A 15,140-nucleotide genomic window follows, 5' to 3' on the forward strand; every position below is an offset into this window, starting at 1 on the left:
TGAGAGGTGGATGTGGACTGTTGTCATCCCGCTGCCGGCGGTACCGAGCCGGGACGTGCGCAGCACATGGATCCGCGGGAGCCTGCGTCTCGGGCCGTCCACACGGGCCCGGTCCAGTCGAGCTCCACCCACGGCATCGAGCAGGTTGAGGTTCCCGCCGGTCGGTTCCTCATGGGGGACCACTTCGGTGAGGGGTACCCCGCAGACGGTGAGACGCCCGTGCACGCGGTGCGGTTGGACGGCTTCTCCATGGACGCCACCACCGTGACGGTCGACGACTTCCGGCGGTTCGTGGAGCAGACCGCGTACGTCACGGAGGCGGAACGGTTCGGGTCCTCGGCGGTCTTCCACCTGGAACTCATTGCTCGTCGGCTGAACCCGGCGGGCGCGAACCCGGTCCCGGGGACGGCCTGGTGGGTCAACGTGCCCGGGGCGTGCTGGCATGCCCCGCTCGGACCGGGATCCCGGGCGGACGAGGACCACCCGGTGGTCCACGTCAGCTGGAATGACGCCCAGGCCTACTGCGCGTGGGCCGGGCGCCGCCTGCCGCACGAGGCGCAATGGGAGTACGCGGCCCGCGGCGGGCTGCAGGGCCACCGCTACGCCTGGGGCGATGAGCTCGTGCCGGGCGGCGAGCACCACTGCAACATCTTCCAGGGACGCTTCCCCGTGGAGAACACGATCGACGACGGTTTCCTCTCCACGGCCCCGGTGCGGACGTTCCCGGCCAACGGGTTCGGCCTGTTCCAGATGGCCGGGAACGTCTGGGAGTGGTGCCAGGACTGGTTCCTGCCGCGCTACTACCGGCGCAGTCCCGAGGAGAATCCCCCCGGGCCGCCGTTCGGCGAGGGCAGGGTCATGCGCGGAGGGTCGTTCCTCTGCCACGACTCCTACTGCAACCGGTACCGGGTGGCAGCGCGGAGCAGGAACAGTCCGGACTCCTCGAGCAGCAACTGCGGCTTCCGGACCGTCGGCTGACGGGTCAGGCCGCCGCCCGCACCCGGACCCCGTGGTCGGTCAGCGCCAGCAACTCGTCCAGCATCAGCTGGCGCATGCGGTCCACGACCTCCTCGCACCCCGGCCTGGCGGCCAGGTTGTGGGCCTCCTCCGGGTCCGAGTCGAGCAGGTACAGCTCCTCGGCGTCGGTGCCGAAGTACCGCGTGTAGCGGGCCTCGGGGGTGATGACCGAACGGATGTGCACGGGGGCCGGCAGCCCGTCGAGGCCGAACGGCTGATCCTCCTCGACGATCAGTGCCCTGCGGTGGACGGAGGCCTCGCCCCGCAGCAGCGGGACCAGGCTGCGGCCCTGGATGCCGCGGTGTCCCGAGACCCCGGTGAGTTCCAGCAGGGTGGGCACCAGGTCCGCGTTCGAGACCAGGGCCGTCGAGGCCGCGGTCCGCGCCGCCGGGGAGATCCCGACGCCGGCCCCCGGCAGTCCCGCGGGCACCCTCATGACCAGTGGCACGTTGGTCACGCCCCGGTAGTGGGTGAAGTGCTTGAGCATCATGCCGTGGTCGCCGAACATGTCCCCGTGGTCCGAGGTGAAGACGACCACCGTGTTCTCCGCCAGTCCGGTGCGTTCCAGCGTCTGCAGGATCCTGCCCACCTGGTCGTCCAGCAAGGTGATCAGACCCAGTTCCGCCGCGCAGGCCACCCGGTACTGTTCCTCCGTGGCGATCCACGTCATGGTCGGGTCCTCGCCGGGCATCCCCCGTCGCTCGGCCATGCGCCGGACGTGTTCGGGAGAATCCGAGTGATCCTGGTGGAACGTATCAGGTACCGGGACGTCCGCCGGGTCGTACAGGCGGTCGTATCCGGCCGGCGGCGCGAACGGATGGTGGGGATCGGGGAAGGAGGCGAACAGGAAGAACGGTTCGCCGTCCGCGGCATGGTCCTCGAGGCGGGCGCAGGTCCGCTCGGCGACGTACGCGCTGGGGTGCAGTCCGGCCGGAACGGCCGAGGTGTAGACCTGCGCCCAGTGCCCGCCGTGATCGTCCAGTGCCCGCTGCGGTCCGGCGTCCGTCAAGGGGTCGAAACCGCGCTCGCGCGCCCAGTGCACGTAGTGACCGCTGGGGCGGTCCCCATGACCGACCACCAGGTCCACCTCCTGGTAGCCGTAGTAGTCACCGGGCATCGTCACCGGCTGTTCGCTGTGGAGGAGGGAATCCTCCCAGCGGTCCCAGCCGGCGTCGCGGACGGGTCGGCGGGCATCCGGGAGGCAGTCCTCCAGCAACTGGGGTTCGGAGAGCATGATCTGCTCGCGCTGCTCCGGCTCGAAGTCCCAGCCCATGTTCTGGTGGTGCAGCTTGCCCACCGCGCTGGTGCGGTAGCCGCACGACGCCAGGTCTCCCGGCAGGGTCGAGACGTCCGGGTCGAGTGGCAACCCGTTGCACCGGGTGCCGTGCTGCTGGGGCCACCGACCGGTCATCAGGCTGGCCCGGCTGGGCATGCACGTGGGGTTGGTGACGTGGACGTTGCCGAAGGCCACGCCCTCGGCGGCCAGGGCATCCAGATGGGGCGTCGACACCAGCGGGTGGCCACCGAAGCCCAGGTGATCCGGGCGGAGCTGGTCCGCGATGATCACCAGGACGTTGGGGCGGCCGGCTGCGGGGTTCGGGTCAGGTCGCTCACGCATCGGCCATCTCCTGACGGTGGGGGTTCTTGATCAGGGACAGCACGCGCGTGCGCTCGTCCACGAACGCCTTGGTGGCGCGCGTGGTGATCTGGTCCCGCTCCCGGGGCAGGTTCACGGTGACGACCTCGACCACGTGGGCAGGCTTGGAACCGAGCACGACGACGCGGTCGGAGAGGTACACGGCCTCGTCGATGTCGTGCGTGACCACCAGGATGGTCATGCCGAATTGTTCCCGGATCCGCAGGCAGAGGTCCTCGAGCTCGAACCGGGTCTGGGCATCGACCGAGGCGAACGGCTCGTCCATGATGAGGATCTCCGGCCGGTAGGCCAGGCCGCGGGCGATGGCCACGCGCTGCTGCATGCCACCGGAGAGCTGCCACGGGTAGAGCTCGGTGGCATGGCTGAGCCCCACGGCCTCGATCGCCTCGTCGATGCGCTGGTTCTCCTCGGCCCGGCCCAGTCGGAGGTGCCGCAACGGAAGCCGGATGTTCTTGCGTACCGTCAGCCACGGCATCAGGGAGCGGTGGTAGTCCTGGAAGACGAGGGCCATCTGCTCCGGTGGCCCGTCGATGGGCTGGCCGTCGATCCTGGCCTCGCCGGAGGTCAGTGGCTGCAGTCCGGTGATGCACTTCAGCAGCGTGGTCTTGCCGACACCGGAGGGCCCCACGATGCAGACGACCTCTCCCGCGGCGACCTCGAAGGACAGGTCCCGGATGATCTCCTTGGCCTGGGGGCCGCTCCCGTAGGACTTGCACAGCCTGTCGACGGCCAGTCGAGGGACGGGTGTGGCGTGGTCCATGGAAGCTCCTCGGGTGTGGGCGGACGTGGCGCCGTGGTGTGGTCGGGTGTCAGTGCGGATGGTGGAGTCAAGAGTCACGCTGGGCCTCCTTGGCGCCGAAGTACCAGGCCAGGATCCTGGCCTTGACGAGGTCGAAAAGTTTGTTGATCACGAATCCCAGGACACCGAGCAGGAGCACCCCGGCCCACATGTCCGCGATCATGAAGGACTGCTGCGCGGTCAGCGTCAACGCACCGATGCCGGTCGAGGCACCGAGCATCTCCGAGGCGATCATCACGATGAACGCGATCTGCAGGCTCACCTGCAACCCGGCGAAGATCTGGGGTGCAGCGGCCGGGAGGTACACCTGGGTGAACTTCTCCGTACGGGTCAGCCGGTAGACGACGCTGACGTCCTTCAGGGTGCCGTCCACGGAACGGATCCCGTCCATGGTGGCGATGAGGGTGGGGAACGTCGCCGCCAGGGCGATCGAGGTGATGCGCATGTCGTTGCCGAAGCCGATCATGGTGATGAAGATCGGCACCAGGGCGACGGGCGGGATGGACCGCACGAAGTGGATGATCGGCTCCAGCAACCAGCGCAGCGGCCGGACCAGGGCAAGGACGAACCCGAGGACGATGCCCACCACGACCGCCAGCGCGTAACCCCCGGCCAGGTTGGCCAGGCTGGGGACGACATCGGTGGGGAAGTGGGCGAACAGCCACAACTGCTGAAACCTGGTCAGGATCTCTTCCAGTGGCGGGAAGAAGGTGCTGGAGGACCTCGCTGAAGCCACCCACCAGGCGGCCAGCAGCAGGGTGGGCGTGCCGACGGCCAGGGCCCATTTCAGCCAGGACGGTACGCGACGCGACCTCCGGCGGGGACGCCGACGCGCTGTCAGGTGGTTGACGGTGATGTCTGCGGTGGTCATGCCTGCACCTCACGTTTCGATTCATGCCAGTGCAGGGCCTTGGCCTCGACCAGCTGGGACGCGGCCTGGAAGGCCATGCCGAGGACGCCGAGCACGATGATCAGCGCGTACATCCGCGCCGAGTCCCCGGCGGTCTGGGCCTGGTACAGGCTCTGGCCCAGACCCGGTCCGCCCCCGAGCAGCCCGGCGACGACGGTCACCACCAGGGCTGCCGGTGCGGAGACGCGGATGGCGGTGGCGATGAAGGGCGAGGCGCCCGGGAGTATGACCCGCCCCAGGATCTCGACCTGGCCCATGCCGTACGAGCGGGCGGTGTCAGTGCGCACCGGATCGACATCGAAGACGCCGGCAACGGTCTGGATCAGGATCGGGATCGCGCAACCGATGATGGCCAGCACGATGGTCATCTCCGTCGTCGGACCCAGGATGAGCACCACGATGGGCAGGATCACGATCGGCGGGATCGGCTTCAGGAATTCGAGCACCGCGGACGTGGCGAATCGCAGCAGCTGTGAGGTGCCGATCAGGATGCCCAGGACCACCCCGACGACGATCGAGGCCGCCAGCCCGATCAGGGCCGTCCCCGCCGTGACGGCGGTGTCCTCCCAGAACGCACCGTCACCCAGCATCTCCCCGAGGGCGCTGAGCGCCTGCCCCACGGTGGGCAGGGACGTACCGGACAGCGGACCAGTCGCCAGCACCTGCCAGACGATGAGCAACAGGCCCACGCCGGCTGCGCCATAGGCCAGCGGCCGGGAGTTGTGGCGCCAGTAGTGCCCCGTCATCATTCAGCCCCCAGGATCGAGTCCTCGGTCAGCGGCGCGTTCTGCGGCTGGTAACCGAGTTCGGTCATCTTCTCGTTGGCACGGTTGATGTCCTCGAGCCTCGTCTCCAGCGGCCAGTAGGTGGTGGCTCCCTGGCGGATCGTCTCCAGGTCCACGCCGGTGATCTCCGCCGCGTGCTTCTGGGCCTCCTCCGTGTTCTCGTTGCCGTATTCGAAGGCCTTGACCATGGCCTCACGGAAGGCCTCGTACTTGGCGGGGTCCTGCTCCACCTGGTCGGTTCCGGCGACCCACAGCCCCACGGCGCCCTTCTCGAAGAAGGCCACGCCCGGGGAGGAGAGCAGGGTGTTCCCCTGGGCGCCGGCCTGCTCGGTGAAGGGGGAGACGAGGGCAGCGGCATCGATCCGGCCGTTCTTCAGGGAGTCCAGTGCCGAGGCGGGGTCGAGCACCATCCACTGGACCTTGGACGGGTCGCCACCGTCCTGGCGGATGGTCTCGCTGATGGTGACCTCCATCTGGGCCTTGCGAGCCGGGACGGAGACCTTGCGTCCTTCGAGGTCAGCCGGGGACGAGATGTCGCTTCCGGCGGCGACGTACACGCCCGTGTCGTCCAATTCGGCGGCATCCATCTCCAGGGCGTCGTCGGGGTAACCGTCGGCGGCGGCGACGACGGTCAGGTCGATGCCCTGGTTGAGGGCGTTGAAGAAGGGAACCGAGGGGGTGTAGGCGACGTCGATGTCACCGCTCTGGACCGCGGCGATGGCGGCCGGCGGGTTGGCCACGGTCTTCACCTCGATGCTGTTGATGCCGGCCTCCTCGAGGTATCCCTGCTCCTCGGCCAGGCGCAGCGAGGCATCGGATGCCAGGCCGAGGGCCCCGACCGTCACGGTGCCCCCCGACGAGCCGGACTGGGTCTGTCCTGACTCGGCCGTGGTGCTGCCGCCGCAGGCGACCAGGCCGAGGCCCAGAGACGTGACGGCGGCGACGGACAGGAAGGTTCGACGGGTGTTCATGGTGTTCTCCTGGGGTATGGGAATCGAGGTGGAGACGGTGGAACCGATGCCGGAGGAGGCATCGGGGGACGGATGGACTGGTCGATGGCCCGTGTCAGGCCGGTCCGTGGACCAGGCGCCCACCCAGCCACGTGGATCGGACGGGGTTGGAACTGAGGTCCTGTATCTCGTGGTCGGAAGGCCACGGACTCTCCAGCAGGCAGAGATCGGCGAATTGGCCGGGGGCCAGGGTTCCCTTGAGGGTCTCGGCATGGTCCTGCCAGGCGGGAGTGGAGGTCATCGCCGCCAGTGCCTCGCGCGAGCTGATCCGCTCGGCGGGGTTGACGGGGAGATCGTGGTCCCGCGTCATCCGGGTGACCATCGCGATGATCTCGCCGCGCCAGTCGACTGACGAGACGGGTGCGTCCGAGGTCGCCGTGAACCGCACGCCAGCTCTGGCCGCACTGGCGAGGGGCTGATGCCAGGCGAAGCGTTCCGGGCCGAGAAGCCGCTCCAGGGAGGCGCCACCGCCGAAACGGATCAGTGGGTTCGTGCACAGGCCCACGCCGTGAGCTGCCATGCGGGCGAGTTCCCGGGGCGCGTCCGGACCGTTGAAGGCGCCATGGATGACATAGTGTCTCGGATCCCCTGTGGCCCCCGGCCGGCGGTCGGACGGGCCGCCTTCCTGGGCTGCCGCCACCGCGTCGACGACCGCTGATGTGGTCGCGTCGCCCGTGGCGTGCACCCCCGACTGGAGCCCCGCCCGGTGGATGAGGGCGATGATCTCCTTGAGCTCGGTGATGCGCGCCTCGTCGCTCGCGCCGGCCACGACGAGCTGTCCGTGCGAGCACTCGGTCCCGTAGGGAGCGGACATCCACGCGGTGCCGCTGCGCGGGGTCCCATCGGCGAACACCTTGACTCCACCGATGCGCAGCAACTGGGGGTCGATGGCGCGCTCCTCCAGCAGTCGGGGGAGGTCTGATTCAAGGCCGCTGCGGACGGTTTCGGAGCTGATGCCACCGGTGCCGGCGAACAGCATCAGGACGTTGACCCTCAGGGCCAGCTCCTGTGACTGCGCCAGTGCCGCCAGTGACTCGAGGGCTCCCGTGGTGGGAGAGCCATCCAGCAGTCCGGAGCCCCCGGGGCCGAGGCCGGGCTCCGTCAGTGACGTGATACCCCAGGAGTGCAGCAACGACTGGCACTTCAACTGGACCCGGCGCAGTTCAGCAGTGCTCGGGGCGGGAATGGCGCTGAGGGGCAATTCCATGGCGGCGTCGACGAACAGCCCGTTCGGCCTTCCGTCTGGGTGGCGTCCGATGACACCGCCGGGCGGGTCCGGAGTCGAACTCGTGACGCCGGCCATCCGGATCAGCGCCTCATTGGCCAGGAGTTGATGACCCGTCTGGTCGAAGGCGACCACGGGGACGTCGACACCGAGGCCGGCGAGCATCTGCACCCCGGCGGCGCCGAGGCGGAACTCATCCCACCCGTGCGCCTTGACGACTGCCGGTCGCGCCGACGCCGCCTGGCGCAGCGCGTGGGCGACCTCGTTCCACGTGGGACAGCGATGCGCCGAGACGTCGACGCAGCCATAGAGGATGCTGGCGAGCACCGTGAAGTGCAGGTGGGCGTCATTGATGCCCGGGATCAGCGCGCCACCAGCGGCATCCACGACGCGGGTGCCCGGTCCGACCAGGGCGCCCACCTCGGACGAGGGGCCGACGGCGGTGATGCGCCCTTGTGAGACGGCGACGGCATCCGGGGCAGGACCAGAACCCGGGGCCCGCAGGACCGTGGGCAGGTCCGCGCCATGGATGTACAGGTCCGCCCTGGGGGTCATGGGTTCCTCCTGTCCGTACTGCGCGGTGGTGACCCACGGATGTGAGCGCCCTCACATTGGAGCATTAAGTTGGTCAAGTGATCAAGACATATGACCAACTTCGGTCGTACGATGTATTCCATGCACGGCACGTCGAAGTGACCCCACGGTCCCGAGACCGCCTGAGAGAACGGAGCACGCATGTCGAAGCGCATTCCCGCTGAGCAGCGCCGGGAGGAATTCATCGAGGCGGCGGCGCGGGTGATCGCCCAGGAGGGGGTCGAGCGGGCGACTACGCGTCGCATCGCCCAGGAGGCGGGCGCCCCGCTTGCTGCGCTCCACTACTGCTTCCACAGCAAGGAGGAGCTCCTCGAGGCCGTACAGGAGTACCTGAGCCGTGACTTCGCCTCGCGGTTGCCCCCTTTGCCGCCGGAGGTCCGTGGCCTGGAGGCCGCCATAGCGGCCCATGCCGACCGGGTGTGGCAGCGGATCACCGAGCATCCCGAAGAACAGGTGGCGACCTTCGAGCTGCTGTTGCGCCGTTATCGGCAGAGCCAGGAGGATTCAGAGTCGCAGGCCCAGGCGAACCTGGAGATGTACCAGGCCTGGTTCCGGTCGACGTCCTCGATCTACGCGAGGGCAGCCGAGGAGGCGGGAGAACCGGTACCCAACAACCTGCTGCTGATCACGCAGTTGTTCATCGCCGGGATCGATGGATTGAGCATGCTCTACGTCGCCAGCCCCGAACTGGTTCAGCCCCAGCCCATGCTCGACGTCCTGGTCCGGTCCATCGTGGCCGCGTGCAGGTACGACATGTCCGAGACAGGCCGGTGACCGCGACGTCTCACGGGTGAACCAGCCGGTCCTGCCCGTGGCACGGCGTCCGCGGTCCGTGTCGCCCGCGGACCGGCCCACCCCGGGGAGAGGTCATGTCCGCGTGGAGCGGACCCCCTTTCGTCCGCACCCCACCGGTCCCTAGGGTGGACGGATGAGCAAGTACACCACCACGAACCCGACCACCGGACAGATCGAACGCGAGTTCCCCACCCTGCAGGACGGCGAGGTCGAGGGGGTCCTGGCCCGCTCCCATGCCGCCTACGACGGATGGCGGTCGACCTCCCCGCAGGACCGGGCGAAGGTGCTGGCCGATGTGGCCCAGGCCTACCGCGACCGCGCCGAGGAACTGGGCCGGCTGATCGCCACCGAGATGGGCAAGCCGCTGCGCCAGGCCATCGGCGAGGCCAAACTGGCCGGCAAGATCTACCAGTGGTACGCCGACCACGGCCCCGAACTGCTGCAGACGGAGACCCTGGACCCGCAGGGCGCCGTCGAGTCGATCGTGCAGACCACGCCGCTCGGTTCGCTCGTGGGCATCATGCCGTGGAACTACCCCTACTACCAGGTGGCCCGGTTCGCCGCCCCCAACCTGATGGCCGGCAACACCGTCATCCTGAAGCACGCCCCGATCTGCGGTGCGTCCTCCGCGGTGATGGAGCAGATCCTGCACGAGGCCGGGGTCCCGCAGGATGCCTACATCAACGTCTACGCCACCAACGAGCAGGTCGCCACGATGATCGCCGACCCGCGCGTGCAGGGCGTCTCGCTCACCGGCTCGGAGCGGGCCGGTACCGCCGTCGCCAAGACGGCGGCCGAGAACCTCAAGAAGGCCGTCCTGGAACTCGGCGGCTCGGACGCGATGATCGTGCTGGACGACGCCGACGTCGAGTCGACGGCCAGGACGGCGGCCCAGGGGCGGCTCTCCAACGCCGGCCAGGCCTGCAACTCGCCCAAGCGCATGATCGTCCCGAACGACAAGCTCGACCAGTTCGTCGCCACCGTGGTGTCCACGTTCGAGGGCGCCGCGGTGGGCGATCCCACCCAGGACGGCACCGCCGTCGGGCCGCTGTCCTCCGTCACGGCACGGGACACCGTGGTCCAGCAGGTGCAGAGGGCCGTGGACCAGGGTGCGACCCTGCACACCGGTGGCCAGCCGCTGGACGGCGAGGGCGCCTTCATGGCCCCGGCCGTGCTGACCGGGGTCACCCCGGAGATGGACGCCTACTCGGAGGAGATCTTCGGGCCGGTGGCCGTGGTCTACGGCGTGGACTCCGTGGAGGAGGCGCTCGAGCTCGCCAACGACGTCAGCTTCGGTCTCAGCGGATCCGTCTGGAGCCAGGACATCGATCGCGCCCAGGAGGTCGCCGACGGTCTCGAGGTGGGCATGGCCTACGTCAACGAGCACGGCACCACGCTGCCCGGCTTGCCCTTCGGCGGCGTCAAGCGCTCGGGTTTCGGCCGCGAGCTCGGCCGCTGGGGGATGGGCGAGTTCGTCAACACCCGGTTGCGCCGCACCGCCGCCGCCAAGGGCTGACCCGGGCGGGGTGGGCGGGTCCTCAGAGGGTGAAGGCCCGGATGAGGGAGAGCACGAGCCCGCCCACCCCGATGACGATCAGGGTCGCCCCCAGGGACAGGCACACGCTGGTGATGGGCCGGCGACGCCCCAGGCTCATCAGCGTGGGCTTGTCCGGGCTCACGTAGGCCAGGGCGTGGTCCCTGCCGCCCAGGCGGGCGCGTTCCGGGGCACGGAGGCGCCGTTCGTAGATGTCCTCGGCGGTGAACCACCGTGCCCGGGGCTGGTGCGGCTGGCCCATGATGACGATCTGCGTGGGGACGAACCCACGGTCGGTGGAACGCAGGAGCATGCCCAGCACGAACAATGGCAGCCCGATCCCCGGGCTGACCCAGGCGAGCACGTCTGCGGCGTCGGCGAAGTCCTCGAGGCCGGTCACGGTTCAAGGCTAGTCTCAACCGCCCGGGAACTGGGGGCTGCCCCGGTGAGCGTGCCGGGGCCCGCGCCGCCCCGCACGTGCCCGGGGTGTTCGCTGACGCGAGTCAACGAACACCCCGGCCCCGGCAGTCATGATCACGGCGCGCGGTGGTTTCCTTGGCGTGTCCCACCGCGCGGCGTGACCGTGACCCAAGAGCACGGTGCGGGGAGCGCCGCCGCCGGGAGCACGACGCGCGGGCCGCGGCTCAGGCCGCCAGCGCCTCCGGCGTGCGGACCGGCGTCGCGCGCAGCTGGCTGTCCTCGACGGTCACCCGCACCGCGTCCCCCTCGGCCACGGTCTCGGAGACCAGCAGGTCCGCCACCCGGTCGTCCAGCTCGCGCTGGATGACCCGGTGCAGCGGGCGCGCACCGTAGGCCGGTTCGTACCCGGCCTCGGCGATCCAGTCGCGGGCGGCGTCATCGACCTCGAGGGCGATGCCCTGGGCGGCGAGCCGGGCCTCGGAGGCCCGCAGCTGCAGTCCCACGATCTCGCGCAACTGCGCCGCCGAGAGCGGGGAGAACAGCACCGTCTCGTCGATCCGGTTCAGGAACTCCGGCCGCATGAACTCCTTCACCCGGCCCATCACCTTCTGGCGCACGTCCCGCTGGGCGGCCGCCGCGTCGGCGGAGGCGAACCCCAGGGACGTCCCGCCCGAGGACAGGAACTCGGACCCCAAGTTCGAGGTCATGATCAGCACCGTGTTGCGGAAGTCCACGGTGCGGCCCTGGCCGTCGGTGAGCCGGCCGTCGTCGAGCACCTGCAGCAGCAGGTTGAACACGTCCGGGTGGGCCTTCTCGATCTCGTCGAGCAGGATCACCGAGTACGGGCGGCGCCGGACCTGCTCGGTGAGCTGCCCGGCCTCGTCATAGCCGACGTACCCCGGAGGGGCACCGACCAGGCGCGAGACCGTGTGGCGCTCGCCGAACTCGGACATGTCGAACCGGACCATGGCGTGCTCGTCGTCGAACAGCGACTGCGCCAGCGCCTTGGCCAGCTCGGTCTTGCCGACGCCGGTGGGACCGAGGAACAGGAAGGACCCGACCGGCCGCGAGGGGTCGGCCATCCCGGTCCGGGACCGTCGGACGGACCGGGCGATCGCGGTGACCGCGTCGTCCTGGCCGACCACCCGGTGGTGCAGCTCATCCTCGAGCCGGGCCAGGCGCGATTTCTCGGCCTCGGTCATCCGCGCGGCCGGGATGCCGGTGGCGCGGGAGACCATCTCGGCGATGGCGCCCTCGTCGACGACGTCACCGGCCCCGCCCGCGTTCTGCCGTGCGGCGGCCTCGGCCAGCTGCTCGTTGATCCGGTTGACCTCGTCGCGCAGCTCGCCGGCGCGCTCATAGTTCTCGGCGTTGACGGCGGAGTTCTTCTCGGCCTCCAGCCCCGCGAGCGTGGCGCGCAACGCGTCGACGTCCACCGGTGCGCCGCCCTCGACCGGGCCGCGCCGCAGCGACAACCGTGCCCCGGCCTGGTCGATCAGGTCGATCGCCTTGTCCGGCAGGAACCGGTCGGTGATGTACCGGTCCGAGAGCACGACGGCGGCGCGCAGCGCCTCGTCCGTGTACGTCACCCGGTGGTGGTCCGCGTAGCGGCCGGCCAGCCCGGCCAGGATCTGCACGGTGTCCTCCACGGAGGGCTCCGGGACGGTGACCGGCTGGAAGCGGCGCTCCAGGGCGGCGTCCTTCTCGATCTTGCGGTACTCCTTGAGCGTGGTGGCGCCGACCATGTGCAGGTCCCCGCGGGCCAGCCGCGGCTTGAGGATGTTGCCGGCGTCCATGCCGCCGGACTCCCCGGAGCCCCCCGCGCCGACGACGGTGTGCAGCTCGTCGATGAACACGATGGTGTTGCCGTCCTCGGCGATCTCATCCATCGCGGTGGTGAGCCGCTCCTCGAAGTCGCCGCGGTAGCGGGTGCCGGCGACCATGCCGGCCAGGTCCAGCGTGATGACGCGCCGGCCCTTGAGCTGGGCGGGCACCTCGTCGTCGGCGATGGCCTGGGCCAGGCCCTCGACGATGGCGGTCTTGCCGACGCCGGCCTCGCCGATCAGCACCGGGTTGTTCTTGGTCCGGCGGGCCAGGACCTCGATGGTCTGCTCGATCTCGTCCTCGCGGCCGATCACCGGGTCCAGCCGGCCGGCGCGGGCCTCCTCGGTCAGGTCGAGGCCGAACTTCTCCAGCACGGATCCCTCGGCGCCGGTCTGACCCGGGCCCTCACCCGGCCCGTGACTCGGTTGTCCCGGCTGGGCCTGTTGCTGGGCGGCGGCCTGCAACGACTGGGGGGTGACACCGGCCTGGGCCAGCAGGTGCCCGGCGGGGGAGTCCTGGTTCAGCACGAAGGCGAAGAACACGTGTTCCGGGTCGATGTACGTGGAGCCGAAGGCGCGGGCCACCTGGTAGCCGTCCAGCAGGACCTTCTGCGCCGAGGCGTTCAGGGCCGCGGACGTCTCGTCCTTCCCCTCGACGGGAGCGGGCAGGCGCTCGTCCACGGCCGCGATGAGGGCCTGGGGGTCGGCGCCGGAGGCGCGGACGCCGGCGGCGGCCGGATCCTCGCCGAGCATGGTGCGCAGGACGTGCAGGGCGTCGACCTCGGTCTGGCCGCGTTCGACGGCGAACCGCGCGGCGGCGGCGATGACGTCGTGGGTCCGCTTGCTCAGCAGGCGGGTGATGTCGACGGGGCGTCCCTGACGGCCCACCCGTTGACCCTGCAGGTAGCGGGTGAAGAATTCGTCGAAGGAATCGCCGTGGGAGCCGGCGGGGCCGAAGAATGCGGGCATTGGTCCTCCTCGAGACATGCTCAGCGAGAGTTGAGTGTGTTCAGCTCAAGTAACGCAGGTGTTCCTGGAAATGTTCCCGAATCACCGCGCGGAGGTCAAGAAACGTGAGTGGACCTGACTCAAGATGCGGCACGGCCCCCGGCGAGGATCACCGGGGGCCGTGCTCAGGACGTCATGCCGTCAGTCGGTCTACCCCATCATGTGCACGATGACCTCGACGACGCCGGCGGCCGCGGCGAGCGTGACGACGCCGGTGATCGCCCAGAACGCGGCGACGTCGGTGCTCGGCGAACCGGTCAGCGCGGTCCGGGAGACGGGAGTGAAGGAGGGCAGGAAAGCGGACATGAGCGTCCTCCATGAGTGGGATCTGAACCGGCCAAGATATGGCCCCTGGTCCTGCCCAGAGCGGGCATTGGGCAGGACATTACACGCGTCCCCAGGGGCGGGGAAACGCCACGCCGGGCGACACGCCGGACGAGACGCAGCCGGTCCTAAACGGGTGCCGGTCCGACCTGTTGACGGTCCCGGAAACACCCTGCGACGAGGCGCTACCCAGGGGGCGGTGGCGCGTCCCGGTCCTCCGGGGTGGCGGTCCCCCAGTGCTCGTGCAGGGCGGTGATCGCCTCCGTGACCAGGGCGCTGCGGGTCACGCCGATGGGGAGGGCGGCCACCACGGAGTTCGTCCGGACGTTTCCCCGCAGGGGGCGGAAGACCAGCGGCCTGCCCTCCGGGCTGGTCGCTGCCGGTTGCATCAGCAGGGAGTAGGCGAGGTTCCGACCCACGACGTTGTGGATGGCCCCCACGCTGGCCGACCGGCCGAGCACATGGGGCTCCACCCCGGCCTTGGCGTACTCGGCCAGCGTGCGCTGCAGGGCCGGCTCCTCGCTCATCAGCATGACCGGGTGGGTGGCCAGCTCCTCCAGGCTCACGGTGTCCCGGTCGGACAGCGGGTGCTCGGGGCTCAGTACGGCCTGGCGGCGCGCCTCCTGGAGCACCTCGGTGGCGCAGTCCGGCAGCGCCTGGGCCTCGTAGATCACGCTGAGCTGGGCCACGCCCCCCAGCATGAGTTGTTGCACCTCGGGGCCGGCGGCCTCGATGAAGTCCAGTTCCACGGCCGGGTGCCGGTGGGTGAACCAGTCCAGCAGGGGAGGGATGACATGGGGGGCCAGGGTCCTGAACACCCCCACGGTCAACCGGCCGGAGAGCCGGCCGTGTGCTCCCTCCACGGCGGAGCCGATGTCCGCGACCTGCTCGACCACCTGCCGGGCGCGGGCGGCGACGACCTGCCCCTCCGCGGTCAGGGCGATGCCGCGGCCCCGACGGCGGATGGCCAGCGAGGCGCCGACGGCCTGTTCCAGCTGCGCCAGCGCCAGGCTGACGGCCGCCTGGGAGACGTGGCACCTCCTGGCCGCCTCCGTGATCGACCGGGTCTCCGCGATGGCGGCAAAGTATTCCAGCTGGCGCAGGGTTAGTTCGCTCATCGTCTCCCCTTATGACTCTCACCAGTTATCTTAGCTAGACAAATGTGACGCGCGCCACGAGGCTCGACTGTGAGACCAGCCGCTCAGTCACCCCCGTCAGGAGTCATCGTGGAGCAGCACA

The 15,140-nt window shown here is 69.8% G+C and carries 13 protein-coding genes; 3 read left to right on the forward strand and 10 right to left on the reverse strand.

From position 1 onward, the window contains the following. The first annotated feature begins 66 nt into the window (after positions 1-66). Entirely contained in the window at positions 67-978 is a 912-nt protein-coding gene (locus PLJ28_RS10690; protein ID WP_183528684.1) for a formylglycine-generating enzyme family protein, read from the forward strand. Positions 979-982: 4 nt separating this feature from the next. Here the strand turns inward: PLJ28_RS10690 and PLJ28_RS10695 are convergent, their stop codons facing one another. The 6 genes from PLJ28_RS10695 to PLJ28_RS10720 form a co-directional block, all read right to left on the reverse strand. Next, positions 983-2,635, reverse strand: a complete 1,653-nt coding sequence (locus PLJ28_RS10695; protein WP_183528682.1) for a sulfatase family protein — start codon at positions 2,633-2,635, stop codon at positions 983-985. Continuing rightward, positions 2,628-3,434 carry an ABC transporter ATP-binding protein gene (locus PLJ28_RS10700; protein WP_183528680.1) on the reverse strand — a complete coding sequence of 269 codons (807 nt, stop codon included), beginning with the start codon at positions 3,432-3,434 and terminating at the stop codon, positions 2,628-2,630. Before PLJ28_RS10700 ends, PLJ28_RS10695 begins: the two co-directional genes overlap by 8 nt. A gap of 67 nt (positions 3,435-3,501) precedes the next feature. Beyond that, positions 3,502-4,344: an ABC transporter permease gene (locus tag PLJ28_RS10705; protein ID WP_183528678.1), complete on the reverse strand. Its 843-nt coding sequence runs from the start codon at positions 4,342-4,344 to the stop codon at positions 3,502-3,504. Continuing rightward, the gene (locus PLJ28_RS10710; RefSeq protein WP_255459682.1) at positions 4,341-5,132 is read right to left on the reverse strand and encodes an ABC transporter permease; all 792 of its coding nucleotides are present in this window, start codon (positions 5,130-5,132) and stop codon (positions 4,341-4,343) included. The genes PLJ28_RS10705 and PLJ28_RS10710 overlap by 4 nt, the downstream gene beginning before the upstream one ends. Next, positions 5,129-6,139, reverse strand: a complete 1,011-nt coding sequence (locus PLJ28_RS10715; protein WP_183528676.1) for an ABC transporter substrate-binding protein — start codon at positions 6,137-6,139, stop codon at positions 5,129-5,131. Before PLJ28_RS10715 ends, PLJ28_RS10710 begins: the two co-directional genes overlap by 4 nt. Positions 6,140-6,233: 94 nt before the next feature. Continuing rightward, positions 6,234-7,958 carry an amidohydrolase gene (locus tag PLJ28_RS10720; protein ID WP_183528674.1) on the reverse strand — a complete coding sequence of 575 codons (1,725 nt, stop codon included), beginning with the start codon at positions 7,956-7,958 and terminating at the stop codon, positions 6,234-6,236. Between the two features lie 180 nt (positions 7,959-8,138). On the opposite strand from PLJ28_RS10720, the gene PLJ28_RS10725 reads away from it, so the two are divergent. Next, a complete protein-coding gene (locus tag PLJ28_RS10725) occupies positions 8,139-8,771 on the forward strand; it encodes a TetR/AcrR family transcriptional regulator (RefSeq protein ID WP_298041909.1) in 633 nt (210 codons plus the stop codon). Between the two features lie 154 nt (positions 8,772-8,925). Then, a complete protein-coding gene (locus tag PLJ28_RS10730) occupies positions 8,926-10,308 on the forward strand; it encodes an NAD-dependent succinate-semialdehyde dehydrogenase (RefSeq protein WP_183528670.1) in 1,383 nt (460 codons plus the stop codon). A gap of 22 nt (positions 10,309-10,330) precedes the next feature. On the opposite strand, the gene PLJ28_RS10735 is transcribed toward PLJ28_RS10730, so the two are convergent. The 4 genes from PLJ28_RS10735 to PLJ28_RS10750 form a co-directional block, all read right to left on the reverse strand. Beyond that, positions 10,331-10,726 (reverse strand): hypothetical protein, encoded by a 396-nt coding sequence (locus PLJ28_RS10735; RefSeq protein ID WP_183528668.1) that lies wholly within the window; start codon positions 10,724-10,726, stop codon positions 10,331-10,333. Positions 10,727-10,970: 244 nt separating this feature from the next. Continuing rightward, on the reverse strand, positions 10,971-13,538 hold the full coding sequence (locus tag PLJ28_RS10740; protein ID WP_183528666.1) for an ATP-dependent Clp protease ATP-binding subunit: 2,568 nt from the start codon (positions 13,536-13,538) through the stop codon (positions 10,971-10,973). Between the two features lie 189 nt (positions 13,539-13,727). Beyond that, positions 13,728-13,883 (reverse strand): hypothetical protein, encoded by a 156-nt coding sequence (locus tag PLJ28_RS10745; RefSeq protein WP_183528664.1) that lies wholly within the window; start codon positions 13,881-13,883, stop codon positions 13,728-13,730. A gap of 203 nt (positions 13,884-14,086) precedes the next feature. After that, positions 14,087-15,019, reverse strand: a complete 933-nt coding sequence (locus PLJ28_RS10750) for a LysR family transcriptional regulator (protein ID WP_324590107.1) — start codon at positions 15,017-15,019, stop codon at positions 14,087-14,089. Positions 15,020-15,140 lie beyond the last annotated feature (121 nt).

The sequence above is a fragment of the Citricoccus sp. genome, from assembly GCF_035445025.1.
Classification (GTDB): Bacteria; Actinomycetota; Actinomycetes; order Actinomycetales; family Micrococcaceae; genus Citricoccus.

Coding starts and splice junctions, on each gene's coding strand:
- PLJ28_RS10720 (WP_183528674.1), bottom strand. CDS start 7,958: ATGACCCCCAGGGCGGACCTGTACATCCATGGCGCGGACCTGCCCACG.
- PLJ28_RS10745 (WP_183528664.1), bottom strand. CDS start 13,883: ATGTCCGCTTTCCTGCCCTCCTTCACTCCCGTCTCCCGGACCGCGCTG.
- PLJ28_RS10705 (WP_183528678.1), bottom strand. CDS start 4,344: ATGACCACCGCAGACATCACCGTCAACCACCTGACAGCGCGTCGGCGT.
- PLJ28_RS10710 (WP_255459682.1), bottom strand. CDS start 5,132: ATGATGACGGGGCACTACTGGCGCCACAACTCCCGGCCGCTGGCCTAT.
- PLJ28_RS10750 (WP_324590107.1), bottom strand. CDS start 15,019: ATGAGCGAACTAACCCTGCGCCAGCTGGAATACTTTGCCGCCATCGCG.
- PLJ28_RS10730 (WP_183528670.1), top strand. CDS start 8,926: ATGAGCAAGTACACCACCACGAACCCGACCACCGGACAGATCGAACGC.
- PLJ28_RS10700 (WP_183528680.1), bottom strand. CDS start 3,434: ATGGACCACGCCACACCCGTCCCTCGACTGGCCGTCGACAGGCTGTGC.
- PLJ28_RS10695 (WP_183528682.1), bottom strand. CDS start 2,635: ATGCGTGAGCGACCTGACCCGAACCCCGCAGCCGGCCGCCCCAACGTC.
- PLJ28_RS10725 (WP_298041909.1), top strand. CDS start 8,139: ATGTCGAAGCGCATTCCCGCTGAGCAGCGCCGGGAGGAATTCATCGAG.
- PLJ28_RS10740 (WP_183528666.1), bottom strand. CDS start 13,538: ATGCCCGCATTCTTCGGCCCCGCCGGCTCCCACGGCGATTCCTTCGAC.
- PLJ28_RS10690 (WP_183528684.1), top strand. CDS start 67: ATGGATCCGCGGGAGCCTGCGTCTCGGGCCGTCCACACGGGCCCGGTC.
- PLJ28_RS10715 (WP_183528676.1), bottom strand. CDS start 6,139: ATGAACACCCGTCGAACCTTCCTGTCCGTCGCCGCCGTCACGTCTCTG.